The organism is Roseivirga spongicola (assembly GCF_034376045.1).
Taxonomy (GTDB): domain Bacteria; phylum Bacteroidota; class Bacteroidia; order Cytophagales; family Cyclobacteriaceae; genus Roseivirga; species Roseivirga spongicola.
In genome coordinates, this window is the sequence record NZ_CP139724.1 from 541,786 (window position 1) to 567,598 (window position 25,813).

The following is a 25,813-nucleotide window of genomic DNA, read 5'->3' on the forward strand; positions in this document are numbered from 1 at the left end:
AATGAAAAGAGTACTATTCGCAATGGGATTTGCAGCCCTAATCGTGAGCTGTGGATCAACAAAAAAAGATGAAACAACATCCGAAAAGAAGGCTGAACCAGCAGCTAAATCTAGCAAAGCGGCTGCCGTTGAAAACCCGAATGGAAACGCATTAACCCCAGTACTTAATGCCTACCTGAATGTAAAAGATGCATTGGTTAATGATAATCAGGAAGGTGCTGCCAAAGCAGGTGGAACATTAGCAGTAGCTTTAGGATCACTTGATTTATCAGTATTCCCGGCTAGTCAGCAGAAAGAACTTAAAGATATTGTTGAAGTGGCTAAAAACCACGGTGAGCATATTTCTGAGAGTGAAATCGGACACCAGAGAGAACATTTTGAAGCTTTGAGCAAGGATGTTAAGGATCTGGCAGGAATTATAGGCACAGATCGAACACTTTATCACCAGTTTTGCCCCATGTATGACGGCAACAAAGGTGGTATGTGGCTTAGTGCGAATGAGGAAGTCCGAAATCCACTTTTTGGTTCGTCAATGCTTAAATGTGGACGGGTAGAAGAAGTGATTAAGTTATAATTATGCTCAAAAAGACACTTTTAGTCATTTTAGTTGTGGGTATTGGGATTCAATTCGTCCCAGTACCCACTAATCAGAATGATGAAGTTCTTAAAACCGATTTCTTTCAACACATTGAGGCTCCGATCAATATCCAGACGATGGTTGAATCCTCTTGCTATGATTGTCATAGCAACAACACAAATTATCCATGGTACGGTCGTGTACGTCCATTCGTTTGGTTTCTCCAAAAGCACATCCGAGAAGGAAAAGATGACTTGAATTTTTCAACCTTTCAGGAATACTCAGGGCGTATGCAGAGAGAGAAAATTCGCTCTGTGATATCTCAGTTGAGAGATGGTAAAATGCCTCTGGAAGAATATCTCTGGATGCATTCTGAGGCCAAATTGTCACTAGCAGAAACTGCGCGGCTAATTGATTTTTTTGAAAATCTCAATACCCAATAATTAAAACAACCTTACGCCATGAAAAAGATATTATACCTACTAACCATTATAGCCCTTACCTCTTGTTCAACTTCAAGTTTAGAGACAAAAGATGAGGCGAAGAACGAAGTAATTGTTGATCAGGTAGCAGAAGAAAGCGCTGTTAAAAAAGTGATGAAGACCTACAAGGAAACGCTTGAAAGCCTCGATGTAACCAAGTCCTATGCACTTTTTACTGAAAACTCGGAAGTACTAGAGCAAGGTAAAATTGAAGGTACCTATCGTGATTATATTGCAAATCACATCGGCCCGGAATTAGGACACTTCGAATCCTTTACATTCAGCGATTATGAGATCAGTGTTATCGTGGACATGCCGTATGCATTCACCACTGAATCGTATATCTACAACATTGTCCTAAAGGAAGAAGCTAGAAAAGTTGAAAGAAAAGCAACTGCAACGTCCGTGCTAAAAAAGATCGATGGCAACTGGAAAATCATTAAAACGCACAGTTCTTCAAGAGCTATGAATTAAATTTTCCAATGAGAAAAAACAATCAATACTATATTAGGAAGACACATCGATGGTTGGGTGTAATCATTGGCATTCAATTCATGTTTTGGACGATAAGTGGACTTTACTTTAGTTGGACAGACATAGACAAAATCCATGGTGATCATTTTTTGGAACCCGTTAGTGAGTCGGTAAAATTAGAAGCACTCAACATTCCTGACTCACTAATGGTGAGTGAACTGGCTCTCCGAATGATTGATGGCAAAGCTTACTTATGGGTAAATGATTCCTTACTCATCAACTCAGAGACTGGAATACAAAAACAAGGTGTTACAAAAAATGAAGCAGAACGAATTGCAAGAAAATTTGTGAGGGATGATTTTGAAATCGTATCAAGCTCACTGCTCACTGAAGTTAATGCTCACCATGAATACAGGGGAAGACCATTACCAGCCTGGGCGGTAAAATTTGATAGTTCTGATAAGCTGATAGCATATATATCAGAACGTGATGGTAGCTTCCAACGCGTAAGGCATCAATCTTGGCGTTATTTCGATTTCCTATGGATGTCTCATACCATGGATTATCAGGGAAGGGATGACTTCAATAACCTTCTACTACGGGCATTTTCATTGTTCGGGTTATTCACCGTAGCATCTGGATTTACCCTATTCTTTATCACTACAAGAAGGAAAAGAAGAAGACTTAGAACCTAATATTAAAACTATGAAATACATATATGCAATCATGCTAGCCTTGCTTTTGACCGCTTGTTCTGCTTCTGGCGATAAGCAAACAGAAGAGAAGTCAGACGAAGTAGATCATTCCGCTCATATGGCTGAAGGCAAAGAGCAACCAAAGTCAAAAAGTCCAGCCAGTCAAGCAATGAGCATTATCGGTGAAAACCATGTACACATAGAATATCATTCGCCAAGCAAAAGAGACCGTCAAATATTTGGCGGACTAGTTGCCTATGGAGAGGTATGGGTCACAGGAGCGCACAATGCTACATCTATCCGCTTTTCAAAGGATGTGGAAATAGGTGGAATTGAAATCCCTGAAGGCAAGTACGCATTGTTCACTATTCCTAGAGAGGACGAATGGACTGTCATTATTAACAAAAATTGGGATCAACACTTAGTTGATGAATATAATGAAGCAGAAGATATAGTCAGACTCAAGGTCACTCCTGAAAAACTCGAAGAACCAGTAGAATCTCTGACCTATGAAGTGATAGCCGAAGATGCTAAAACAGGAACAATTGTCATTTCATGGGATGATGTGAGTGTCTCTTTTACTGTCAAAAACGCATAAGGAAACGGCTATGATTGAATTCTTGAATCAATGGAGCGAAGCTGCTTATACCTCTACTGGTTTTTTTTGGATGGCCTTATGGGCCTTTATTCTAGGTTATGCTGTTAGCGGCATGATCCAAATTTTTGTGACCCAGAAACGAATGCAGCAAACAATGGGAGACGAGGGGTGGAAAAGCATTTCTCTGGGTACGTTTTTTGGATTTATCTCTAGTTCTTGCAGTTTTTCAGCATTAGCAACCACCAAGTCTCTTTTTCAAAAAGGTGCAAGTTTTGTTTCATCCATTGCATTCATGCTTGCATCTACCAATCTGGTGGTGGAGTTGGGAATTATCATTTCTATCTTCCTTGGGTGGCAATTTGTAGTCGGTGAATATGTTGGGGGCTTAATGCTCATATTCTTTAGCTGGCTACTCATAAAAATAATTAGACCTAGAAAACTTATAGAGCAAGCAAGGAAGAATCTAGGAGAAGCAAGCTCTGATGAGGAATCAGACGAAAGTTTTTCAGATAAAATCAAATCTTATCAAAGTTGGGCGAAAGTGGGTAAGCAATATGCTATGGAATGGAAGATGGTATGGAAGGACGTTACGATTGGTTTTACTATAGCAGGGATTACATCAGCGTTTGTCCCAGATTCCTTTTTTCAAACTCTATTTATCAATTCAGGAACAGATGTAGAATCCTTTACCTTCTTAGAGCTATTAGAGCATGTCATAGTGGGGCCTGTCGCTGCCTTTTTAACCTTTATCGGTTCTATGGGTAATATTCCATTAGCGGCTCTCTTATTTACCAAAGGTGTAAGCTTTGCAGGGGTCATGGCATTCATTTTTAGTGACTTAGTGGTGTTTCCAGTACTGAGAATAAATGCCAAATACTATGGATGGAAAATGTCATTATTTATACTGTTCCTCCTCTTCACCTCTCTGATCGGTACGGCACTAAGTCTTCACTATGGATTAGACCTATTGGGGATGTTACCTGATGCTTCTTCGGTGAGTATTACTCAAAAAGAACACTTTAAGATTGATTATACTTTCTGGTTGAATATCGCCTTTATAGTCATTTCAGGCATTCTAATCTATTTCGGATTTTTTAAAGGAAAAGATGTGAAACACCATCGTGAAATGGCTCCAAAGAGTCCTTTACTTGAAGCCATATTGAAATACATAGCGATTGCCTGCTATCTGTGGCTCTCAACTGGTTTGATTTTAAAATTCATAATTCTATAATTCTCATGGATCATCACAAACATTCAGAAAATCACCATAATCATAGTAATCATTCGGGTGGTCATCACGACCATCATGCCCACATGATCGAGGATTTTAAAAAGCGTTTCTACATCAATACTGCGTTTTCTATCCCTGTATTAGCTTTCTCAGAAATGATCCAAGGCTTCCTCGGCTTTTCATTTAGCTTTCCCGGTATAGGATACGTGGCTGCTGCGTTAGCCACTTTCATCTTCATCTATGGGGGTTGGCCGTTTCTAAAGGGCTTGAAAGACGAGCTTTCAGAAGGTGGTCCAGGCATGATGACACTGATTGCCATAGCGATAACAGTAGCTTGGGCATATAGCAGTGCTGTTGTATTGGGGCTGGACGGAAAGGTGTTCTATTGGGAGTTGGTGACTTTAATAGACATCATGCTCTTAGGCCATTGGCTAGAGATGCGATCCATTATGGGCGCATCAAAGGCCTTAGAGAAATTAGCAGAATTAATGCCTTCTGAGGCGCACAAAGTAGATGGTGATGACATTCATGACGTTAAGATCAGTGAGCTTAAGAAAGGCGATATTATCCTTATCAAGCCAGGTGAGAAAGTACCTGCAGATGGTAAGATTGTAGAAGGTGATAGTGATCTGAATGAAAGTGCATTGACTGGTGAGAGTAAGCCAGTAGAGAAAACTAAAGGTGATGAAGTCATTGGAGGGGCGATCAATGGTGATGGAAGTATAAAAGTCGAAGTGAAATCTTCTGGTGAAGATAGCTATCTCAATAAGGTTATCAAGCTGGTAGAGGAGGCACAACAGACTAAGTCTAAGACTCAGAACCTCGCCAACAAAGCGGCTGGCTGGTTGGCTTATATTGCTATTGGAGTCGGTCTTATCACATTTATCGCCTGGGCCTTTTTTAGTTCTCAGGGGATGGACTTTGCCCTAGAGCGAATGGTAACGGTGATGATTATTACTTGCCCGCATGCTCTGGGTTTAGCCGTGCCATTGGTTGTCGCCATATCAACTGCCTTGTCAGCCAAGAATGGATTGCTCATAAGAAACCGTACAGCGTTTGAAAACAGTCGAAAAATTTCTGCTATTGTATTCGATAAAACAGGTACACTCACAGAAGGTAACTTTGGTGTGAACCGTATCGAATCTCTTGATGACAGTTCGGTAGATCAATTATTGGCTTTGGCCGGAGCGGTTGAGCAAAGCTCAGAACACCCTATTGCGAGGGGTATAGTGAATGAAGCCAAAAAGCGTGATCTTAAATTTCCTTCAGCTTCTGATTTTAGCTCTACCAAAGGTAAAGGAGTAAGCGCAAAAGTAGATGGTTCCCAGTATCAGATTGTAAGCCCTGGTTATCTCAAAGAAGAAGGAATTGACCCACCGGAAGGAGCTAATACTGACAAAGCTGAAACGGTGGTCTTCATTTTGAAGGAAGGCAAATTGATCGGGTTCATTGCTTTATCAGATCAAATCAGAGGTGAAAGTAAGGATGCTATTTCTACTTTGAAGGATAAAGGAATTAAGGTGCTCATGGCCACTGGTGATAATGAACAAACCGCCAAAGCGGTGGCAGACGAACTCAAACTGGATGGTTACTACAGCCATGTGCTACCGCATGAGAAGTCTGAACTGATTGAGAAGCTTCAAGGTGAGGGAGAGTTTGTAGCTATGACTGGAGACGGTGTGAATGATGCTCCCGCATTGGCCAAAGCAGACATTGGAATTGCAGTCGGTTCAGGAACGGATGTAGCTGCTGAAACAGCCGATATTATTTTGACCGAGAGTAGCCCATCTGATATAGCCAATTTGATCTTGTTCGGAAGAGCAACTTATAAGAAAATGGTGCAAAATCTGGTTTGGGCGACTGGTTATAATGTTGTGGCGATACCACTTGCTGCAGGAGTCTTGTTTTATCAAGGCATCATGATCAACCCAGCAATCGGTGCCGCATTGATGAGCTTAAGTACCATTGTCTGTGCGGCTAATGCACAGCTATTGAGATTGAACTTAAAGAATTGATCTTAGTTTTATAATAAGTATATGAAATATTAAGCTGTGTGAATAAGGAATAATAAGAAAAGGGAATCTCTCGGGGCATGCTTTAATAGAATTATAAAGCGATATTAGTCATACTCGATCAATTCGCCTTAGAAGAAGGGTATTTCTTATAGCTATGTCGTTGCAACAAAAACAACACTCTTAATAAACAAAGAAAGCTATATATACTACCAGTGGCTAGGTTCTCAAATTCAGGCTGTGCAAAATAGATCTCTTACCCTTACTTTAAAGTGCTGACTTGTTGAAGAACGATAGTCAAGAAATCGATACACACGTAAAAAATCTCAATTAATACCGTATTCAGCTATCGAAGAATGGAACTTCTTTTAAGAAAAGAAATTAAGCTGGCACCTTTATTTTACGCCTTGAAGTTCAAATGATAACGTGTGCCTTTGAGCTCTCCTGTTTTAGTAAAGGCTCCAATCTCAACTAACCGTGTTAAATCACGAGTGGCTGTGGCACTTGGAGCACCCGAGATAGTTTGGTAATTCTTGGCACTTAACCCGCCATCAAACCCTTTGATCCCTTCTTGAAAGATTCTTTCAATGACTTTGGCTTGGCGTTCATTAATTTGATCTTCAAATCGTTTATAAAACTTACCTTTTTCGATCACAAAATTAATTGTCTTTTGAGTGAAGCTTTGAGCTTTCAATACCATTTCACAGAAATAAGCAATCCAGTCTGATATCTTTAAATCTCTATTGTTCTTTTCAAGTGCCTCATAATAGTCTTTTTTATGATCTTGTATGGTATGCGAAAGAGCAATCAATGTTGGCTTTCCCAAACTTTGAGACAGTGATTTTTCTGAAATCGCTCTACCTATACGTCCATTACCATCTTCAAAAGGATGTATAGATTCAAAATATATGTGAGCAATAGCAGAACGAATGAGGAGAGGTAATTCATTAGCATTGCCCTTATTGGTGCTATTAAACCAATTGATATAGTTCGTCATTTGTTTAGATACGTCCTTTGAGGGTGGGGCTTCAAAATGAATAATCGACCGACCTATTGGGCCTGATACAATTTGCATGGGATCGTCATGGGTTCGATATCGCCCAATATCTTGCAGGTCTCTCCTCCCATTTGTGAGCATTTTATGCCAGAGGCAAAGACCATTTTGATCTAAAGGAGTTTTATAATTCCGATAAAGATCAACCATCATTTCGGCAATACCTTGTTCTGCTGGTTGCACTCTACGATGATCAACCTGTAAACCTAATTGCCGTCTGATAGAGGAATGAATAGAATCTCTATTCAGAATTTCACCCTCAATTTCTGAGGTCTTATAGGCTTCATCACTGATTAGATTGACTTTTAAAGCCTCTTGCTCACCTTCATCAACATGTTGAAGGCTACCGTATAGCACTCCTGCATTTTCGAAGAATTTGAGTTCATATTCTTTGAAATCATCCTCGTTATAAATGAATTGAGGCCAATTCTTATTTTGCCAATTCCAAGTCATGATTTATATCTCCACCTTTATTAATCACTAAATGGCTTAATAGTGATCTATAAATATACCATATATAAATCATTATACCATTATTAATTGATCTATAAAATGATTACTTATAGATCAACGATTAAGAAACACTCAATAAATAGGTTTGTTAAACTAAACAGAAGTGCTTATTCTATTTTAAGTCAGCTAGAAATCAACGGCCTCTAATAGGAGACGCAATGTACCAAATTGATGACTATCAAGTTCTTTTTGACAGTGTGATAATCTACGAAGCTCCTGGAAGAGTGTTAGATTACATATTATATAATGAAGACCTGATTCTGGTTTATGATGTGAAAGATGTTTTCGATAATTACGAGAAAGCTATTGGACTTGAAATCAGAAACCACAATGTTTTAAGAGTTAGTAGTTCTGGTAAAGAAATTTGGAAGATAAGCGATTGTGAAAAAGCTTATGGATTTTGGGCCATCTACATTAAGAACAAAAAATTCTATGCTGCAGGATTCGATGACAGAAAACACATTTTCGATCCTGAAACGGGAAAAACACTAGGTTGGGGCTATCCTTCAGAAAACAACTGAATGAACTCCTAAAAGAAAAACCAAAAAAAGAAAAAGCCTTTGGAGGCAATTAGATGTTCAAAATTGATGGAAATTCTATTATCTCAAATAACTCAGTCATCTACGAAGCACCTGGAGAAATAATCTATGGTCATGAACATGATGAAGGGTTTATTTTCATCTATGACGGAGAAGGAAAAATTGAGGAACTTGGATGGGCAAAAGGCATGAAGCTACAAGAAGACAACATTCTTAAAGTAGATACCCATGGGAATGTAATATGGAGAATAAGCGGTTATAGAGCTTCAGGTTTTCATGCCCTGTATCTTGAAGATGGAAATTATTGGGCATCAGGGTATAATGAGAGAGAATATAGGTTTGATCCTAAAACAGGAGAACTACTTGGTTGGACATACCCTTAGGTCGAAAAATCGTCAACTAAATGTAAAAGAGCCAAAAGAGTGAAATTCAACTCATACAAAAAGCGAAATGAGCGCATATGGTATTCTCAATCAAGGATGGAAAACTCCAAATTGGTGGCCATGATGTAAAGTCCGTTGAGGAATCAGGAGTTAAATATCACAAAGTTTCTAGGGATGAGGCTCTCATCACTGAACTCAAAAGAGATCATGAAATACCAGAAGATCATTTAAATGCACTACTTGATATACCAGAAGAAAGCCGCAACACGGCATGGGAATTTAGTTTCCTAAAAACATTGCCGAAAGTAAAATTCAATCCTAATAGGATTTTTGGATGCAATAATAACCACTATCAAGTTTTGGAGTTACTTCCCAAAAATGATCAATCAATTTCAGAGGTTGAGTTTATAAAAATCATCAATCATGCTTTTGAAAACGAACTAGGGCTCGCAATATTAAGACCTGACGACAACAATAATAAGCCTCCTGAAGCTACAGTCCGTTTCGGTGCAGTATGGGCGTATAAAGAGTTTTCAGAGCTTGGTGGTGCTCCAAACACAATTCAGGAATATTTGGATGCACTATCCGTAAAGCCTGAGAGCCCATTTGAAGCAGAGAAATCAAATAGTGATAAGATTTCGATTGGTGAACCTAATCCTAAGTTTTTCCCAGAGTATGTTAAATCTCTTGTTGTAAAATTCATTAAGGAATTCGTGCCTGAGGCACAACCTAATTTTGGTCTTTTATCCCAAGAGCGTTTTATAGCACCTTACAGTATCCTCGTAGATTTAAACACAGAGTGCCCAGATGACATTATGAATAAGTTACGATATGAACTTACATGGTTCATGCCACCATATTTACCTATCACCTTAAGATAGGCTAGGGCTGTTTATCTCCGGTTATCCAGGCATTCATCTCATCAAGTAGTTTAAACTGCATGCTTTGTTGATAGTGCTTTTCTGTTGTCTCTACATTGGCATGACCTAGACCTTTAGAGATTTTACGAATATCAATACCCATGCTTAGCCCCATATTCGTCCAAGTATCTCTTGCGGTGTATGTGGTTATATTCTTCTCAATTTCCAGCTTAGAGGCTATTTCATTGAAATGATCATTAAACCATTTGGTTTTTTGCTTTCTTACTCGAAAAATACGTTCCTCAATTGTGTCTAATGAGATGATAGGAAATAAATACTCATCTCCCTTTTTCTTACCCTTATAGAACTTGATGATTTCAAGGTTTTCTTCATTTTGAAGAATTGAGAAATGATCTCCTTCTTCTTCTGTCTTTTTTCTAGTGTAGTTGAAGCGCTCTCCATCGAATGATTTTACTTTTGCCAGTGCCAGATCAGCGAAGTTCATACCCATGTTATTGAACATGAAAAGAAAGTAATTGATCACATGGTATTTCGGGTTTGCTTTATCAAACTCATGTCTAAGCTTTCTGATCTTATCAATTTCGCTTCTGGTCAAGACCACAGGTTTATTCGGGACACTAACTTTTTTAATACCTTCAAAAGGCTTGTGGCCCTTAAGCTCATCATAGGAATCAACGGCATCACTAATGATTGACTGAAGACTTCTTAGATGAATAAACACAGTGTTTTTCGAGTTAAACCGAGAGCTCATATAGGCTTCTAACTTTTTGGCAAAACTCTTATCAATAGCCTTTATTGGTTTGTCGTAGATACTGTATTCACTCAACACCTCATATTTTTCGTCCTTCTCATTCCATGAAAAGAGTGTTTTGATGATAACTGTATCCTTCTTTCTTTTTGCCTTCATGCCATGTTTCACAACAATCTTAAGAGCATCTTCATAGGAAGATATGGTGGAGTATTTTCCCTTCATACGAAATCGTGTGAATAGATCAGCCGCATGTTCGAATAGATTGAGTTCGGATTGCTTCTTGAAGAATTTACGCTCTATTTGATCTTTGAGCTTAGTAATATCCCAAAGCTTTATTTCAGCCTTATTCTCATCGAGCCATAAATCAATATCACTATAAGCTTTCTGGATACGTTTTGAGTTTCGAACAGCATTGACTACACCTTTTATCTCTCTTTTGTCAGGATTAAACTGGGATTCCAAGACATAGATATCAAAGGGGATATCTCTTGTTTTACGCTTGTGAGATATTCTCAAAACCAAAGGACACCTCCCGTCTTTGTGACGATGATCCTCTCTTTTGTCCAAGGTTACTTTTACTTTGGCCATAGATACTCCTTTCTATTTTCGGCGTGCTTTCGGCGTGCTTTTTTGAGTTTCATCGCCTTTCACTGGGATCAAATAAAAAGAAAAAAGCCTTATTTACCGCAAATAAGGCCATATTGATTACAATGAAACTCAACTGATACTGATTGTGGTTCAGGAGGTCGTGGGTTCGAGTCCCATCTTCCACCCTTTAAAAAGCTCTTCATTTGAAGGGCTTTTTTTATGTCCTTTGGAGGCTAGTTGTTTTGCCTCTAAAGTGCTCCTAGAATAAAAAAGCCAGTTACGAGTGCAACCGGCTTTATACCATCTTTATACTTTAGCTTACTGATTTCTCAGCAAAAGCTTTACTCCTCCAATACCGTTTGCAATAAGAATTACATTATCTGTAACGTCTACCAGGTTGGCACTACCATCATACTTATATTGACCGTAGTACTTTAAGCTTCTCCTTCTTAACAAGATTAAACCTGACTGACCATTTGCCAAATAAATGAAATCTTCATCAACCGCTACTCCATTGGCAAGCCCTGGACCATCATAGTTGTACGTCCCCACTACTTCGTTAGTGGCTAGACTAACTATCACTAGACCATTTTCACCTAAAGTAACGTAGGCCTTATTGTCATAAACCGCTATTACATTCTTTCCATCAACCGGCATTGCTGAAGCTCCAAGGTCTATGGTAGTCACACCACTATTTCCTTCAATAATTAACGATGCATTTCCATTGCCGCCTACTAGTTTGTATTTGACTCCATCAACTACCTCCACATACTTGGCGTAATTCTCTCCCTCAGAAGCAGTAATTGACCCCGACTGTAAATTCACTTCGAAGAATCCACCTCCCGAAGCTCCCGAGGCAAAGAGCAATGTATTGTTATCAATTTTATCTACACTATTGCCGCTGAAACTTGGCATAGGTATTTCTTGCCAATCAATTGAATTTTCTAATTGATCGCCACTTACAACATCTACTACATAGAGCAAGGCACCATTGGTAGAATTTGCCGTATAACCAGACTCTTCTTTACTGCGTTGACCTGCCAACACCAACTGATCGTCATAAATATTTAAGGCATTAAACTCTCGAGATTCACTGGTATAATTTACCGTGAACGAAGGAGCATTTACATTTGCCAAATTGAGCACATCAATAGCACCCGCATACTGATTTCCGTTTAAGTGATAGCTAATGAATGCTAGACCATCGGCATAAGTAACATCAGTCGCACTCAAATTAACTCCCTTTACTTGCGGCACACTGATATCTGCCACTAAAGTATATTCTGGCTCAGCAAGTACACCAGCGGTTCCTGGGTTACAAGCTGTTGGTGCCAAGTAGATATCTTGATTCAATGTTACGGCTGACTCAATCTGACCAGTATTTACTTCAATTCCATTAGCATCGTTAAAGTCTATTCTATTTTTGAGGCGTCCTCCACCGTTTATTGTAGTTCTATTTGCCACATCTACTCTAGCGAAACCTGCATTGGACCCTTCAATGATATTGTTTAGCATTAAGTCTGTGGTTTTAATGTAAGCCGACTCTGCCATTGTAATTACTCCACCACCATTTACGGTAAGTGTGTTACCAACCTCTATGTAACCGCTAGTTTCAATATCCTTATTCACTGTAAAGTTCCTTTGGATTATCACCTTACAGTCATTCACAAACTCAGCGCCTCCATTTATAGTTAGGTCGCCATTTACAGTCAAAGAAGCATAATTGTAAAAGTCTTTGTTTACCTGTAGGCTGTTATTGATAATAAGTGCACCATGGTTAGAGAAAGAACCATTCCCATTAATATTTATCTGGTTCAGCTGAATATCTCCGTAGTTCTCCATATCTCCGGAAACATTCAGATTACTCGTGTTAAAATTATGGCTGTGATTAATAACCAAGAATTGATTATTAATATTGAGGTTATTTATACTGAAACTACCGCTTTCAGCAATCACTAACGTTCCTTTATTACCGTTGATATTGCTTAAGTTGGCCGTACCATAAACAACCAGAGTCCCTCCTTTCATATTGATGTTACCAGAGAGTGTAACACCAGCATCAACACAAACTACTTCATTCTTATCAATAGTAGTTCCATTAGTATTAGATGATATAGTTCTATCACAGTCGTAATCCTGATTTGCAGCACTAGCAAAAGCATAATTGCCATTGACAAACCCTCCTACAGAAGCGCCATCTCCGTTAGCAATGTTGATTTTCTCATTGAGCAAAACAATTCTATTGCTTTCTACAGCCTCTCCTACCTTAATCTCCTCACCTACGTTGATATCATCTTCAGGCGAATCGCACCCCACTATACCAACAAACACTAAAACAGCAGCTATAATCTTTTTATTCATATGTCTAATTCAATGATTTTAAGTGTACATAAATCACACCATGTCACCCAACGCTGGCAATCAAGGGTTTAGTTCAGCAACTCCTCCCAATTTGAGACTAAAGTATTAAATGTGAGACGTGAATCTAACCAATAAAGCGGTATATTCTTTCTTAGTAATTGGGGCAAAAAGCCCCTTCAAACACAATTTAAAGTCATTTATTCGTTACCCAAACCAAAGAAGAATTCTGTTAGAGCATAAATTTTGCTTTTTACAGCTTTCTTACTTTTTACAGCTTGGCTTTTCATATTTTCGGACAGAAATGAGGCGATGTAGCCTTCTGCAAAAAGTACTCTTGGGAGAATTTTCAAGTTTTTTGAACAAAGGTGTATTCAAACACATTGAAAAACTAAGCGTATATTTATAATTATTCAGATATTCCGAAACCTAGTTTTTATTGAATAGAAAGACGTTTTTTTTAACACTGCTACTTGCCTCCTCATTTCAATTCGTTTTGGGGCAGACAGATTCTGTGCGCCTTGTTCACAAAGTAGAGCTAGGTGAAAACCTATACCGTATTTCATTAAAATACGATATACCAGTTTCCAAACTAAGGGAATTAAATAACCTCAATTCAAACGCTATTCGTACGGGACAAAATCTTTTTGTTGGCTACAAGCTAAACGAAGAAATGAATACCCCTCTACCAAACAAAGTCCCAGATTACCTTCAGAGACTAGAGCGAATGGTAGAAAATGCAGAAGCACTTTACTATGAATCCGTTGTGCGCCTTCCAAAGAAAACGGATACCACAGGCTTTGAGAGTGTAGCCCGTGTTTTTGAAGGGAACTATACAAAAACTTCCAAATACGAGCTAATTAAGCAGTTTAATGACAGCCGCGCATCTGCCTTGAAAAGTGATATAGGTCTTGGGTTCTACTCAGCATACACTTACAACTTTAGGCCTGGGGTGTTCGATGGCGAAGACTTATTCTTTAGAAACAGAGCTAGTATTGGTTTAGACTGGAGACTTTTGGGAAGTGGCTTAAGAGCCAATAAGGATGCTGTTAAGCAAATTGAAATTGAGAACGAACTCAATGAGCTACTGCAGCAGAAAGATGCCAAATCTAGCAATTACGTTTATACATTCAACTACATTATTTACCTCTTCAACAAAGCTCAGATTGTCCATTTAGAACGAAGGAAACAACTCATAGATAACTTTCTAGATCTTGCTTCCGACCTGTATTTAGTAAGAGCCATGCCGTGGGAAAGAATACTGGAGCTAAAGAGCAAGAGGGCAAGCCTTGAAAGTATGCTGAAGAACCTGAACAACTACAATCAGGGTTTTGATAGTGCTTATGTAGAGCTCAACTTCGACAGAAGTTTAAATGCCAATTACTTACCTGTTATGGAAATTGACCCTAGCAAGGTGTTCTCTGGAGTATCGATGGATAGTCTACAAGACAGAACTCTTGAGCTGGAACAACAAAGACTAGAATTAAACTACAGAAAGAACAAAGACTTTAACCTAAGAACATATGCTAGGTATAACTTATTCGACTCTGACGATGCAACCATAAGAACTTTCGGTTCGGTTGGCGCCACATTTACCGCTCCTTTATTCAAGGAAAAAAGAAGAGAGGAACTGCAAGAAAAGGAGCTAGCTGTGATTAAATCTGAAATGCAAGAACAGGTGACTACTATTAATAATGAGCTAATGAATCATTATTATGAGTACGAATACACACTAAAACAATACATTGACTTTTTAGGAAAAAAGGAGCTAGCACAAGAAAAACTGAGGCGAGAGCTCACCAAAGACTACCTAAACGACCCCAACTTCACCCCATTAAACACTGTCACTTATCTAGATGAGCTCTACGCCATAGATTACGAGCTACTAGATTTAAAGCAAAAACTCTATTTAAAGCTACTTAAAATATACTCACTTTTAGATGCAACCGATATTAGAGACATCTCTGAGCCAATTCAATTCAGTCATTTATTCGATAAAATGGCCGGCAATAGAGCCGTTTATGTATGGTCGGAAAGCCTGCAGAATTATGAGACCGAATTTCTGATTAAGTATGCGTTGAATAATGAATTCGACCGCCTATTCCTTTCTCAAGGTCAATTAAGTAATGAAGTAGTGCTACAGGCCGTCAAGAATTACCAAAGAGAAGGAGCTTCTGTATATCGTTTAGTTGGCAAAAATTCCCTAGCGGAGAATCCAGACCCTGACGGTGTAAAAGAACTAGCAGAGACCATTATTCTCCAAGGTTTCGATGGAGTCCAATTTGATATTGAACCACACACTTTCAATGATTGGGACAGTCAAAAAGACGTTTACTTGAATAATATAATTCAGGTTCTACAGACCTTCGAACAAGCCGCAGACGGGTATTTGAAGGTTTCAATTTCACTTCCTGTATTCTACCCAGAAGACTTTCTTAGCAAATTGGAACCTCTGGTAGATGAAGTTGTTCTAATGGCTTATGAGCGTAAAAACTTAGAGTCAATCGTAAATGCAATTCAGGAAGAAGTAAAAATTCTTGGGCCAAAACTAAGCTTAGCCTTAAGAACCCAAGAGTTTAATGACCGTTTGGAATTAGAAGACTTCTTAAATGAAGTAATTAATGGAACAGGAATAAATAATGTAGTAGTACATGATTTGAATTCACTGATTAAACTAGATCAAAAAACTATTCTCGGTAAATAATCAACGCTTTGAGAAAGATAGACTTTAATAAAAAAGAGAAATACATAGCCCAAGAAGAGGAACCAATCCGGAAGAAAAGAATCAACTGGGATAGGCTGGTATACTTGGCAATACTCTTTTTTGTATTGGGTAGCCTAGTCTTCTACCTCATTAGAAATTTCTATTTCGTAACAGCCCCTGGCCAGGTGGTAAAAGAAAGCTATGTAGTTCTCTTTCCTTATGACATTAGGCTCGATGATGTTTTTGTAAAAGAAGACCAAGAAGTAAAAGCAGGACAACCTCTATTAACCTTTGAGAGAGATTTCAGAATAGCTGATAATACCCTTGCCAACTCCACACGCTCCATTGATGAATGGATAACCCGTGAGCGCTTTACTGCCAACCGGAATATTCAGGTTAAAACCATAGAAATAGCAGAAAACGAGAAAAGAAAAGAGATTATTAGAGGCAAAATTGAGCAACTAGAGCTCATGGTAATTCTCGATGTTTCTAACGCCAGTAGAATAGACAGTCATGAATCTGAGCTAATTAGGTTAGAAGCCGAAAACAATGTACTGCGTGAAGAAATCAAATACTGGAGAGGCTACCTTGCTCAACTTCCACAATACAGACAGGAGTATCAAAGCTCATTATTAGAACAAATGGGCCAAAGCGGAGGCCTCACCTCCTTTAAAGCCCCCATTTCTGGAGTTATTGCCAACATTAATTACAGGAAGTACGATTTGGTGTATAAGGGCGAAACCATACTGAATATTGAACTAGATGAAACTTACATCAGGGCTTATATTCCTCAAAAAGAGTACGGATCCATTTTCGAAGGTGACTTGGTCACTATTGTGTTCCCAGACAGAACAAAAGGCAAAGGAGTTATCGAAAAAATTTACAGCGGATTAGAAAAACTACCGCCAGAATATCAAGATGACACCCGAGCTTCCGTTAGATCATTACTAGCCATTGTTAGACCTCTAGATAATGAGCAAGAGAAAAAATGGAAGGTTAACGACAAACTGAATGTTGAAATTCGTAAACGAAGGTTTTTCTAATGGACAATAGTTCTACATCAATTGAACCGAAGGGCACTGAAGCTGGTGGAGGGGTTTTTCAAGTAAGTAAAGCTTTTGACAGAAGACAAAACGCTGTGCTTCGCGAACAAGGCCTAGACATCCTCATCGTTAAAAACTATGAGGATGTGAAAATACCGAGCTTAGCTGCCTACGATGTAGTTATGATAGACTACAACGCTGAGCAGAGGGCGTTTGAGTTACTCAGCGCCATCAGAGCATCCGTTTATGAAGAGGTGTACTTAATGCCTTGTTTTTTACTCACCTATGAAAAAGAAGCCCGTCCAAGAGACTTGGCCTTGTCTGACGGTGCACTGAAAGAACCTTCTGTCATTTCTCACTTTTCTCTGATTGAGCAAATTCTTACTAGAATTAGTGAGATTATAGGAGTTAAGTCAGACTTCTCAGGAAGAAAAGTTTTACTTAAACTCATTCGCTATTTATACACTAGAGACAAACCACTAACTCCAGTGGCTACCAGAAATGCTCACACTGGTTACTCTTACCCATTTTTAGAAGCCAACATTATGTATTTCGAGTATCAAGAGATATTTGACCTTCTAGATGTAGGCGAAGAGAAAGGGATGTTGAAAGCCGACTTTATGGACAAAGTTCACCTTTGCGGAAATTGTAATGGTGGCTTTCTTAACTACAGAGAGGTTTGCCCTAAATGCGGCTCGCGTAAGCATAAATCTCAGCACACCATTCACCACTTTGTATGTGGCTACGTGGGGCCAGAGTCGGACTTTATGGACAATAACAAACTCACTTGCCCGAAGTGCGATCGTCAACTCAGACACATAGGAGTTGATTATGATAAACCATCTCTTATTACCGAGTGCGAAAATGGCCACGTATTTCAAGAGCCCAATGTGGAAGCCTATTGCTTTAACTGCCACCAAGTAAGCGCAATAGACGAACTTAAAAGCCACACCATCAATGAATATAATCTTACCGCTTCTGGGGCCAATCTTGCGGTAAGTGGTAAAGCCAAAGAGGTTACAAAAGAACCAACAGAGCTAGAAGGTTTTGTGTCGCTCAGTGTATTCAAGACTTTCCTACAAATGGAAATCCAGAGACAGTCACTTAGCAATAAAACAAGTGCCGTCACTTATGTAAACTTAATGTTGGCACCATCTACCTTAAAACAGAACAGTGAAAACTTCAACGAGTTTAGCAGAGAAATTGCAAGGGTGTTTAAGTCTCAATTGAAGCCAACCGAAGTGGTAACCTTCATTAATGACGATAGCTTCTTAGTTATTTCTCCAGAAGAGGGCCAAGAAGCCGTAAGTCAGCGCATAAATGAGATCAAACAAGCCTTACTCATTTGGGTGAAGTCTAATTTTGAAGGAAGCAAAAAAGACAAAATTATTTCGGAAACCTTTGAGTTAGATAGCAGCAAGGATGGTAGCTCAGTGCTACAACAGATTAACGAGCGACTGAACATTTTCTAATGTGGTCAGAGATTTACCAATATTTCGACCAACTATCAGTTAATGAATTCATTAGAATTTATTGGTATGTCTTCTTTATAGAGGTACCGAGGTATCTTCTTTTCGATTATTTCATTCTCATAATGTTCTATTTGAGGCGGTTTTCAGATAGAAAGGTATATAGAGAAGCAAAAAACAGGTTTTGGGTAGACCAACCCTTAGTAAGCATACTCGCCCCTGGAAAAAACGAAGGTAAAAACCTCTATAAGCTTGTAAAGTCTCTCGAAGCGCAAACTTATCAGAACTACGAAATTATTATTGTGGATGATGGGTCTGATGACGACACCCCAATAATTGGCAGGTCACTAGAGAAAGCCGGACTCATAGACCTATTCATCAGAAACCATGTAAGAGGTGGCAAAGCCAGCGCTGCCAACCTTGCTCTACGTTACGCTAAAGGTAAGTATATCTTACACCTAGATGCAGACAGCTCTTTAGATAGAAACGCCATCGAACGAATAATCACTCGTTTTTATTTAGACGATAAAATAGGCTGTGTAGGTGGCAATCTGAAAGTTAGAAACAGCGATGAAAGTTTGGCCGCTACCATGCAAGCCATAGAGTATCTTATGTCCATATCTGTTGGTAGAATCATCACCTCCTATTTGGGTATTTATAGAATAATTTCTGGTGCTTTTGGTGCTTTTAAAACCGATGCATTAAAAAGAATTGGAGGCTGGGATATAGGCCCTGGTTTAGACGGAGATGTAACCCAAAAATTCAGGAAAATGGGGTATAAAGTAGTCTTTGAAGACCGAGCCATTTGCCTGACTAACGTACCAACAAAGTTCAGTAAGCTGGCAAAACAACGGTTAAGATGGAGTAAGTCGATCATTAGGTTTAGGCTCAGAAAACACATCGATGTGTTTTTACCTACCCAAAGTTTCACTTGGCTCAACTTCTTCTCCTCTCTAGAAAATGTTCTTTTCAATGTAGTATTTGCCTTCTTATGGCTATTCTACATGATAGATATTATCATACATTTTCCGGAAACCATTGTCTTCATCATTATCATTAAGCTCATTATTTATACAGCCATCAATTTCTTGCAGTTCTTCTCACTACTGGCCATTTCCGAGCGATGGAAGCAAGAGACCAAGCTTCTACTTTACATTCCGCTTAAATCTATCTATAGTGGCTATTTTATGAGGATAGTGAGACTGATGGCGTACATCAAAGAAATGTACTTTTACTCGTCTTACAAAGACGCATGGAACCCTGCCAAAACTTCTGACAAAGCCCTGAAACACGGTAAACTATAAAGCTTTGTTTAAGCTGTTTTCAACAATATGGATATGGCTGTACCAGCACCACTTTCAGTTTCCATTTCAATGGAACCATCGAACAGCTCTACTAGGCATTTTATATTGTACAACCCTAAACCAAGACCTTCGCTTACATACTTACTTTTAGAAAGCTTGGCATAAGGCCTAATCTGATCCATAGACGAACTGGCGAAACCAATTCCCTGATCTTGCACGGTAATGTTGTAAAACCCGTTATCTACTGAACCCATTACTTTTACTGGGCAATTTCTGGCAGAGTACTTAAAGGCATTTTCTACCAGTTCTTTAATACAGAACCTTAAAAACTCTTCCGGAAAAAGAAGTGTAGAGCTATCAGCATGTACATACAAATCCGTATTTCTCCCAAAATCGGTAGCCAACTCTTCACTTATGAGTTTTATTTGATTGGCTGGCTCTTCAGTTTTCAGTTCGCGAAGGGTTGCCAACTCTTCTTCATTTTTCTTAAGGGCCTCTACCCTGTAGAAGTAAATGATCTTAATTATGTTTTTTCTAAGCTTATGAGCATCATTCTCTATGAGCTTGGCAATTTCAGCCACATCAGAGAGAATAATCTCTGCGGTATCTCCGCTCAACAGGTTCGCAAGGCGCTCAATATTTTTTAGTGGCTCATCAATAACCTCGGTTATTGGCAGGCCTACTACGTTCTTCAACTCATCGTATTTCTCCGTTTCTTCCGCGACAATATCATGACGCATTTTCAAGCGCTTATTTACTGCTTCTACTAGTTCTGAGTTATTAAACGGTTTGGGCAAATAGTCATCGGCTCCAAGTTTCATCCCAGTTCGAATGTCTTGAAGCGTCTTTTTAACTGTCAGAAATATAAATGGGATGGTTTTAGTTTTAGGTGACGAATCGTCTCTCAGGGCAGCCAAAACCTCAAAGCCATCCATTAAAGGCATATTAACATCGCTTACAATTAAATCGGGAAGAAACTCCTGTGCCTTGTGTACTCCCTCCTCTCCATTTCTCGCTGCGATGACATCGAAACCCTCCAATTCAAGAATTTCCTCTATATTGTCTCTAAGAGCTTCATTATCCTCGATTACAAGTATTTTTTTCATACTGAAATTTAAACCCTACTTATACTTTAGTAAGTTATAAAAAAAGTTAACCCAAAATACTGATTTGATGGCAAAAGGCAGGTTAATGATTGTTGAAGATGAACGCTTCAGCGCCACAGTGCTTCAAAGAACCGTAGAACGTTTGGGCTACGAGGTTGTTGGCAATGTGCAAAATGGGCACGATGCCATAGAAATTTTCAAGAAGGAGCTGCCAGATGTTATCATCATGGACTTCAATATACAGGGAGATTTAGATGGGGGAGATCTATCTCTAGCACTGGCCGAAATAAAGCGAACCTCAAACATATTCATTACTTCTGCTGAAGATGAAGAAAGCCTCCAGAAGATAATGGATGCCAAGCCTGATGCTTACATTCAGAAGCCTTTTGAACAACGAGAACTTCGGGCTGTATTAGAGTTAGCTTTCTATAAAAACAAAAAGGAAAATGAGCTCAACGAGCTTCTAAGTAGCCTAGACAAAAAGGTTAAAGAAAGAACAAAAGAGCTGAATGAAACTGTTCGCGAGCTGGTAAAAGAAATGGCTCAGCGTGAGAAAGTACAGCGGCAATTAGAAGAGTCGCTAAACAAAGAGAAGAAGTTCGGCAAACTGAAGTCGAGCATAATTTCCAACCTATCTCACGAGTTTAAAACCCCACTGAGCACCATTAGATCTTCTGCTCAATTCCTTACAACGCTAATTGAAAGAGAGCGATTCGACAAAATGAACGTGAAGCATTCTAAACGTATTGAAGATGCTGTAGATCATTTAGCAGAGCTGCTCACCAGAATATTAATGGTTGAAGAAAACGTAAACGAAGTTTACAACGTGGTCATTGAACAGGTAAATGTTACTGAAGTTCTCAAAGCAACAGTCTCTGAGCTTAAGCTAGGGGTATGCCAAGGGCGAACAATTGATATTGATATACAATTGGATGATGAGCTTATTGAAACGGACCCTAGGCTCTTCCGTCTGATAATCTCAAACATTGTTTCGAATGCTTGTAAATACTCCCAAGATGAAGTCTTAATTTCTGTACACCGAGAAATGGACAGTCTAATTATGTCTTTCAAAGACAAGGGAATTGGGATGTCTGAAAGTGATATAGAACAAATATTCTACCGGTTCTATCGTGGTGAAAACGTTGGTTCTATAGAAGGAACAGGCATTGGCATGTCGATTATGAAGAGATGTTTGGACGCCCTAGGTGGCAAAGTAAAAATAAATTCGGAACTTGGTAAAGGCTCTGAATTTGTAGTACGCCTACCTGTTAATCAGGAGTAGTATCAAGCTTCTGAGCCTACTTTTTTATCAACCTCAACCAGTACTAACTCTGTTATGGAGAATATTTTTTCATTGAAACAAAGTCTACTAGAGTCGTCTGGCTCATTAGAAGACAAACTGAATTTAGCCTTGAAGCTAGGTTGCCAAGTTACCGAAACCGATGTTGGAATTATTAGTAATATAAAAGGCGAAACTTACACCGTAAAATCTGTTCACCCCATAGACATTGGGCTAGAAATAGAAACGGTTTTTGAGCTGGGCAACACTTATTGCGATTTGACCTATAAAAAAGGTGAGCTAGTAACCATAGACCACATGTCTAGGTCTGAACACAAACTTCACCCTTGTTATAAAAGCTTCAAAATTGAATCTTACATAGGAGACGTTTACCGAATCGAAAATGACATCAAAGGCACCATTAATTTCTCTAGCGTACCACCTAGAGAGCAAGTGTTTAGCGATAAGCAAAAGGACTTTGTCCAGTTTTTAGCGGAATGGTTAGGTCAAGCCTTAGAGCCTAGACGCCAAGAGTATAATTAGTTCTTTATACTTGCCTGAAAGTCGCTTCTCAACTCTTTCAGCACATTTACACAAGTTTCACACGTACTCATGATCTTCGGCAAAACTGGGCTTTGTTCTTCATGGTCTAGTGTTTGAACACAGAAGTTTGCACTATCTAAAAGGCTATCTGCGTCACAGGTTCTAAAGGTCACCTTCATTTTGTGTATCAGCAAATGACTTGCGGATGGATCTTTTGACTCAATAAACTTGGGAAACTTCTCCATAAATTCTTCGAAATTCTCAAGTAGGTTATCAAGTAAGCTAACCATAAACTCGTAGTCATCTTGACCAATGGCCACCAAGTTCATCTTTACCTTCTCTTTATCAGGCAAACTATCGTTTAAAGCAGGCACACCTTGTGCCTTTAACTCATGAATTCCGGAAATAAACTTTTTGATTTTGGCATGGAGTTCACTCGGGTTAAATGGCTTAATAATTACATCATTCATTCCAAAATCACGAATTCGAGCCAAGGTACTATTATCTGAAGATGCCGTTAAAGCCAATATTGGGATTTCTCGGTAATATGATCCATCCATGGCTCTAATCTCTCCGCATGCCGTAAGCCCATCTTTTTCTGGCATCTGCAAATCCATTAGAATAAGGTCGTACTTCTTTTTGGTCACCTCTTCAATGGCTTCATTACCATTAGCGGCAATATCTACCTCTACACCCCAGTTATTGAGGAATTTTGAGGCTACCAGTTGATTAGCCGCATTGTCTTCAACAAGCAACACATGGCCTTCAATTTTAGGTAAGTCAGAGGTATTCACACCAAGCATATTAAATTCTGAGTCTATGGAAGATTCTTCACTGATGGGAAAAATCAGGCTAAAGTAGAAAGTTGATCCCTTATTTAGCCTGCTATTCACAGATATTTCTCCACCCATTGCTTCTAATAGTCTCTTGGTAATAGATAACCCTAAGCCGGTGCCACCAAAATTTCTGGTAATGTTAGATTCCGCCTGCACAAAACGATCGAATATCTTCTGCAGGTTAGCCTCAGAAATTCCTATACCAGTATCTTTAAACTCAAAGTAGACCTCTACTTTATTATCTCTTCTTTTGGTCTGCTCTATGGTTATTCTAACGCTTCCTTCTTTGGTAAACTTCACTGCGTTACTGAGCAGGTTATTAATTACTTGTGAGAGTCTTGCAGGGTCACCCATAACCACTTTAGGCAAGTCGCTATCGAAGAACAGTTTGAGATCTACTGCCCGTTCTTCTGCTCTGAATGAATGAGCCTGTTTAATATTATTGATGAGCTCTTCCAGATTGAAGCTGATTTCTTCTAACTCCACCTTACCCGCTTCTATCTTATTGTAATCCAGAATGTCATTGACTAAACTCAATAGATTTTCTCCAGAAAACCTGATGATCTTTAACCCAGGCAACTGATCTTCTCTCGGGTTTTCTTGCATTAGCAAATGAGACATGCCAATTACCGCGTTAAGTGGGGTGCGAATTTCATGAGACATTACAGACATGAAATTGGCTTTAGCCTGTGAAGCCACTTCTGCCCTCTCCTTGGCATCGCGCAGCTCAATTTCTTGACGCTTACTTTCTGTAATATCTTCAGTAAGCATTATAATCCCTCCAATACCGCCATTCTCTAAGTACCATGGCTTCACTTCCCATCTAAGCCATTGAATACTTCCATCTTCTCTCTCAAAAGGATCCTCATCTTTCTTATGAGTCACCCCTGAAAGACACTCCTCATGAATCTTTTTCCATTCTTCTCCTATCTCAGGGAAAATCTCGTAATGACTCACACCTATTACTTTTCGCCCTTCAAGCCCATAAGTTTTAAGCCATTCTCTACTATGGGCCAAGTACTTCACATCATTATCGAACATGGCAACTGGCGCTGGTGTGGCCAAAACGAAAGATTGTAATTGCGAATTCTGATCGCTAATAATATCTTCTTGTTGCTTTCTGATTTGAATGTTTCTTGTAGCGGAGCGGATGGCTGTCACTTTCCCCTCACTATTCTCTATAGCTGTAGAAATAGACTCAAACCAGATATAATCTCCGTTCTTATGCCTTAACCTGTACTCCAAGTAATTACGCCTATCCCCTTTTAACAATGGTCTATGCGCTTCTTCCATGGCTCGCCCTTTATCATCGGGGTGCATAAGATCATAAGGCGTTTTACCTATAATTTCATCAGCACTGTAGCCTAAATTTTCATAAATGGAAGGAGACACATAAGTATAGCGTCCCCTCAAGTCATGTAGACAAACAATATCTTGGGAAGTATCTGTTATAATCTGAAGTAAATTAGACTTCTCGTTGAGCTTTTCTTGAAGCTCACGCTTTTCGGTTATGTTTCTGGCAATGGCTCTTACACTGGCCATTTTTTTGCCTGAATACTTAATCTGAGATTTTTGACCAACAATTAGACCGCCTAAATCGGATTCTTTCTTCAAGCGAATCCGAAATTCAATGTAAGACTCGCTCTTGCCACTTTTAATCTCATTCAAATAAAAACCTCGCACCCTGTCAATATCATCGGGATGAACCAAGTCTAGATAGCTCATGCTCATTAACTCCTTTTCGGAGTAGCCAGTATCTCTAGAGATTAAAGGATTACAATAGGTGAAAACTCCATTGTGGTTAGTTTCGAATACATAATCTCCAGCATCTTCAATCATGGTCTGGAAAAGCGATTTATTCTTCTCAACTTCAGCAAGCTCTTTTCTTAAAACCAATTGTTTAACCACCTGCCTGCCTAAAGACTTAAGTGCTCTCTTCTGACCATCATTAAGGTTATTGGGCTCATGATCGATAACACACAATGTTCCTAACACATGACCGCTAGGATCTACTAGTGGAGACCCCGCATAGAAAATCACATTAGGTTCATCTTCTACTAAGGGGTTGTCTTTAAACCTATCATCTTCTCTGCTGTCCTGAATCTCAAAAATGCGATCAGGCTCATTAATAGCGTGACCACAAAAACTGATTTCTCTGGGTGTTTCGACTGCATCTAGCCCCACTCTCGACTTAAACCATTGTCTTTTTTCATCGATCAGGCTGATTAAAGCAATGGGAGTTCCACATATTTCTGATGCTATTTGGGTAATATCATCAAACTCAGACTCAGGCAAAGTGTCTAGCACTTGGTAACTCTTCAACGCGCTCAGTCTTGCTTTTTCATTATGTGGAATATCTGGTTTTTTCATGTGTATCTGATGATCAAATTGAA

Annotated in this window: 21 protein-coding genes; 16 read left to right on the forward strand and 5 right to left on the reverse strand. The window is 39.1% G+C overall.

What is annotated here, in order from left to right:
- Position 1: 1 nt before the first annotated feature.
- From T7867_RS02430 to T7867_RS02460, 7 genes are read left to right on the forward strand one after another with little or no spacing between them, the layout of a single operon-like run.
- Positions 2–574, forward strand: coding sequence for a DUF3347 domain-containing protein (locus tag T7867_RS02430; protein ID WP_322299806.1), 573 nt, complete (start codon positions 2–4; stop codon positions 572–574).
- A 2-nt stretch (positions 575–576) separates the two neighbouring features.
- Complete coding sequence (locus T7867_RS02435) at positions 577–1,020, forward strand: heme-binding domain-containing protein (RefSeq protein WP_068215421.1); 444 nt, start codon at positions 577–579, stop codon at positions 1,018–1,020.
- A gap of 18 nt (positions 1,021–1,038) precedes the next feature.
- Positions 1,039–1,533, forward strand: coding sequence for a YybH family protein (locus tag T7867_RS02440; protein ID WP_068215423.1), 495 nt, complete (start codon positions 1,039–1,041; stop codon positions 1,531–1,533).
- Between the two features lie 8 nt (positions 1,534–1,541).
- Positions 1,542–2,228, forward strand: coding sequence for a hypothetical protein (locus T7867_RS02445; RefSeq protein ID WP_068215424.1), 687 nt, complete (start codon positions 1,542–1,544; stop codon positions 2,226–2,228).
- 10 nt (positions 2,229–2,238) lie between these two features.
- Positions 2,239–2,826 (forward strand): DUF2911 domain-containing protein, encoded by a 588-nt coding sequence (locus T7867_RS02450; RefSeq protein ID WP_089082255.1) that lies wholly within the window; start codon positions 2,239–2,241, stop codon positions 2,824–2,826.
- Positions 2,827–2,836: 10 nt separating this feature from the next.
- Entirely contained in the window at positions 2,837–4,057 is a 1,221-nt protein-coding gene (locus T7867_RS02455) for a permease (RefSeq protein WP_068215426.1), read from the forward strand.
- A gap of 5 nt (positions 4,058–4,062) precedes the next feature.
- Positions 4,063–6,072: a copper-translocating P-type ATPase gene (locus tag T7867_RS02460; RefSeq protein WP_068215427.1), complete on the forward strand. Its 2,010-nt coding sequence runs from the start codon at positions 4,063–4,065 to the stop codon at positions 6,070–6,072.
- Between the two features lie 397 nt (positions 6,073–6,469).
- On the opposite strand, the gene T7867_RS02465 is transcribed toward T7867_RS02460, so the two are convergent.
- Positions 6,470–7,576, reverse strand: coding sequence for a Fic family protein (locus tag T7867_RS02465; protein ID WP_068215429.1), 1,107 nt, complete (start codon positions 7,574–7,576; stop codon positions 6,470–6,472).
- Positions 7,577–7,794: 218 nt separating this feature from the next.
- Between T7867_RS02465 and T7867_RS02470 the strand changes: the two genes are divergently transcribed.
- From T7867_RS02470 to T7867_RS02480, 3 genes are all read left to right on the forward strand, one after another.
- A complete protein-coding gene (locus tag T7867_RS02470) occupies positions 7,795–8,157 on the forward strand; it encodes a hypothetical protein (RefSeq protein WP_068215431.1) in 363 nt (120 codons plus the stop codon).
- Between the two features lie 53 nt (positions 8,158–8,210).
- A complete protein-coding gene (locus T7867_RS02475; protein WP_068215433.1) occupies positions 8,211–8,558 on the forward strand; it encodes a hypothetical protein in 348 nt (115 codons plus the stop codon).
- A 77-nt stretch (positions 8,559–8,635) separates the two neighbouring features.
- A complete protein-coding gene (locus tag T7867_RS02480; protein ID WP_068215435.1) occupies positions 8,636–9,439 on the forward strand; it encodes a hypothetical protein in 804 nt (267 codons plus the stop codon).
- 1 nt (position 9,440) lies between these two features.
- Here T7867_RS02480 and T7867_RS02485 read toward each other — a convergent pair whose 3' ends face one another.
- The gene (locus tag T7867_RS02485; protein ID WP_084375521.1) at positions 9,441–10,778 is read right to left on the reverse strand and encodes a tyrosine-type recombinase/integrase; all 1,338 of its coding nucleotides are present in this window, start codon (positions 10,776–10,778) and stop codon (positions 9,441–9,443) included.
- Positions 10,779–11,096: 318 nt separating this feature from the next.
- Positions 11,097–13,139 carry an LVIVD repeat-containing protein gene (locus tag T7867_RS02490; protein WP_068215439.1) on the reverse strand — a complete coding sequence of 681 codons (2,043 nt, stop codon included), beginning with the start codon at positions 13,137–13,139 and terminating at the stop codon, positions 11,097–11,099.
- A gap of 436 nt (positions 13,140–13,575) precedes the next feature.
- On the opposite strand from T7867_RS02490, the gene T7867_RS02495 reads away from it, so the two are divergent.
- The 4 genes from T7867_RS02495 to T7867_RS02510 are packed head-to-tail and all read left to right on the forward strand — an operon-like array spanning position 13,576 to position 19,656.
- On the forward strand, positions 13,576–15,840 hold the full coding sequence (locus tag T7867_RS02495) for a LysM peptidoglycan-binding domain-containing protein (RefSeq protein ID WP_084375522.1): 2,265 nt from the start codon (positions 13,576–13,578) through the stop codon (positions 15,838–15,840).
- A gap of 8 nt (positions 15,841–15,848) precedes the next feature.
- Positions 15,849–16,883, forward strand: a complete 1,035-nt coding sequence (locus tag T7867_RS02500) for an HlyD family secretion protein (RefSeq protein WP_068215442.1) — start codon at positions 15,849–15,851, stop codon at positions 16,881–16,883.
- On the forward strand, positions 16,883–18,355 hold the full coding sequence (locus T7867_RS02505; RefSeq protein WP_068215444.1) for a TackOD1 domain-containing metal-binding protein: 1,473 nt from the start codon (positions 16,883–16,885) through the stop codon (positions 18,353–18,355). The genes T7867_RS02500 and T7867_RS02505 overlap by 1 nt, the downstream gene beginning before the upstream one ends.
- Positions 18,355–19,656, forward strand: coding sequence for a glycosyltransferase family 2 protein (locus T7867_RS02510; protein WP_068215448.1), 1,302 nt, complete (start codon positions 18,355–18,357; stop codon positions 19,654–19,656). Before T7867_RS02505 ends, T7867_RS02510 begins: the two co-directional genes overlap by 1 nt.
- 8 nt (positions 19,657–19,664) lie before the next feature.
- On the opposite strand, the gene T7867_RS02515 is transcribed toward T7867_RS02510, so the two are convergent.
- Positions 19,665–20,762: a response regulator gene (locus T7867_RS02515; RefSeq protein ID WP_068215451.1), complete on the reverse strand. Its 1,098-nt coding sequence runs from the start codon at positions 20,760–20,762 to the stop codon at positions 19,665–19,667.
- Positions 20,763–20,829: 67 nt separating this feature from the next.
- On the opposite strand from T7867_RS02515, the gene T7867_RS02520 reads away from it, so the two are divergent.
- Positions 20,830–22,044: a hybrid sensor histidine kinase/response regulator gene (locus T7867_RS02520; protein ID WP_157717459.1), complete on the forward strand. Its 1,215-nt coding sequence runs from the start codon at positions 20,830–20,832 to the stop codon at positions 22,042–22,044.
- 54 nt (positions 22,045–22,098) lie between these two features.
- Positions 22,099–22,584, forward strand: coding sequence for a GAF domain-containing protein (locus T7867_RS02525; protein WP_068215455.1), 486 nt, complete (start codon positions 22,099–22,101; stop codon positions 22,582–22,584).
- Here the strand turns inward: T7867_RS02525 and T7867_RS02530 are convergent.
- Positions 22,581–25,790: a PAS domain S-box protein gene (locus T7867_RS02530; protein WP_068215457.1), complete on the reverse strand. Its 3,210-nt coding sequence runs from the start codon at positions 25,788–25,790 to the stop codon at positions 22,581–22,583. The two genes, T7867_RS02525 and T7867_RS02530, sit on opposite strands and share 4 nt — an antisense overlap.
- Between the last annotated feature and the right edge of the window lie 23 nt (positions 25,791–25,813).

Bases quoted from the DNA above. Each gene is read 5' to 3' on its own strand.
- T7867_RS02430 (WP_322299806.1), top strand. From the start codon at position 2: ATGAAAAGAGTACTATTCGCAATGGGATTTGCAGCCCTAATCGTGAGC.
- T7867_RS02445 (WP_068215424.1), top strand. From the start codon at position 1,542: ATGAGAAAAAACAATCAATACTATATTAGGAAGACACATCGATGGTTG.
- T7867_RS02460 (WP_068215427.1), top strand. From the start codon at position 4,063: ATGGATCATCACAAACATTCAGAAAATCACCATAATCATAGTAATCAT.
- T7867_RS02465 (WP_068215429.1), bottom strand. From the start codon at position 7,576: ATGACTTGGAATTGGCAAAATAAGAATTGGCCTCAATTCATTTATAAC.
- T7867_RS02520 (WP_157717459.1), top strand. From the start codon at position 20,830: ATGGCAAAAGGCAGGTTAATGATTGTTGAAGATGAACGCTTCAGCGCC.
- T7867_RS02530 (WP_068215457.1), bottom strand. From the start codon at position 25,790: ATGAAAAAACCAGATATTCCACATAATGAAAAAGCAAGACTGAGCGCG.
- T7867_RS02505 (WP_068215444.1), top strand. From the start codon at position 16,883: ATGGACAATAGTTCTACATCAATTGAACCGAAGGGCACTGAAGCTGGT.
- T7867_RS02455 (WP_068215426.1), top strand. From the start codon at position 2,837: ATGATTGAATTCTTGAATCAATGGAGCGAAGCTGCTTATACCTCTACT.
- T7867_RS02450 (WP_089082255.1), top strand. From the start codon at position 2,239: ATGAAATACATATATGCAATCATGCTAGCCTTGCTTTTGACCGCTTGT.
- T7867_RS02515 (WP_068215451.1), bottom strand. From the start codon at position 20,762: ATGAAAAAAATACTTGTAATCGAGGATAATGAAGCTCTTAGAGACAAT.
- T7867_RS02480 (WP_068215435.1), top strand. From the start codon at position 8,636: ATGGTATTCTCAATCAAGGATGGAAAACTCCAAATTGGTGGCCATGAT.
- T7867_RS02475 (WP_068215433.1), top strand. From the start codon at position 8,211: ATGTTCAAAATTGATGGAAATTCTATTATCTCAAATAACTCAGTCATC.
- T7867_RS02435 (WP_068215421.1), top strand. From the start codon at position 577: ATGCTCAAAAAGACACTTTTAGTCATTTTAGTTGTGGGTATTGGGATT.
- T7867_RS02440 (WP_068215423.1), top strand. From the start codon at position 1,039: ATGAAAAAGATATTATACCTACTAACCATTATAGCCCTTACCTCTTGT.
- T7867_RS02510 (WP_068215448.1), top strand. From the start codon at position 18,355: ATGTGGTCAGAGATTTACCAATATTTCGACCAACTATCAGTTAATGAA.
- T7867_RS02525 (WP_068215455.1), top strand. From the start codon at position 22,099: ATGGAGAATATTTTTTCATTGAAACAAAGTCTACTAGAGTCGTCTGGC.
- T7867_RS02470 (WP_068215431.1), top strand. From the start codon at position 7,795: ATGTACCAAATTGATGACTATCAAGTTCTTTTTGACAGTGTGATAATC.
- T7867_RS02490 (WP_068215439.1), bottom strand. From the start codon at position 13,139: ATGAATAAAAAGATTATAGCTGCTGTTTTAGTGTTTGTTGGTATAGTG.
- T7867_RS02485 (WP_084375521.1), bottom strand. From the start codon at position 10,778: ATGGCCAAAGTAAAAGTAACCTTGGACAAAAGAGAGGATCATCGTCAC.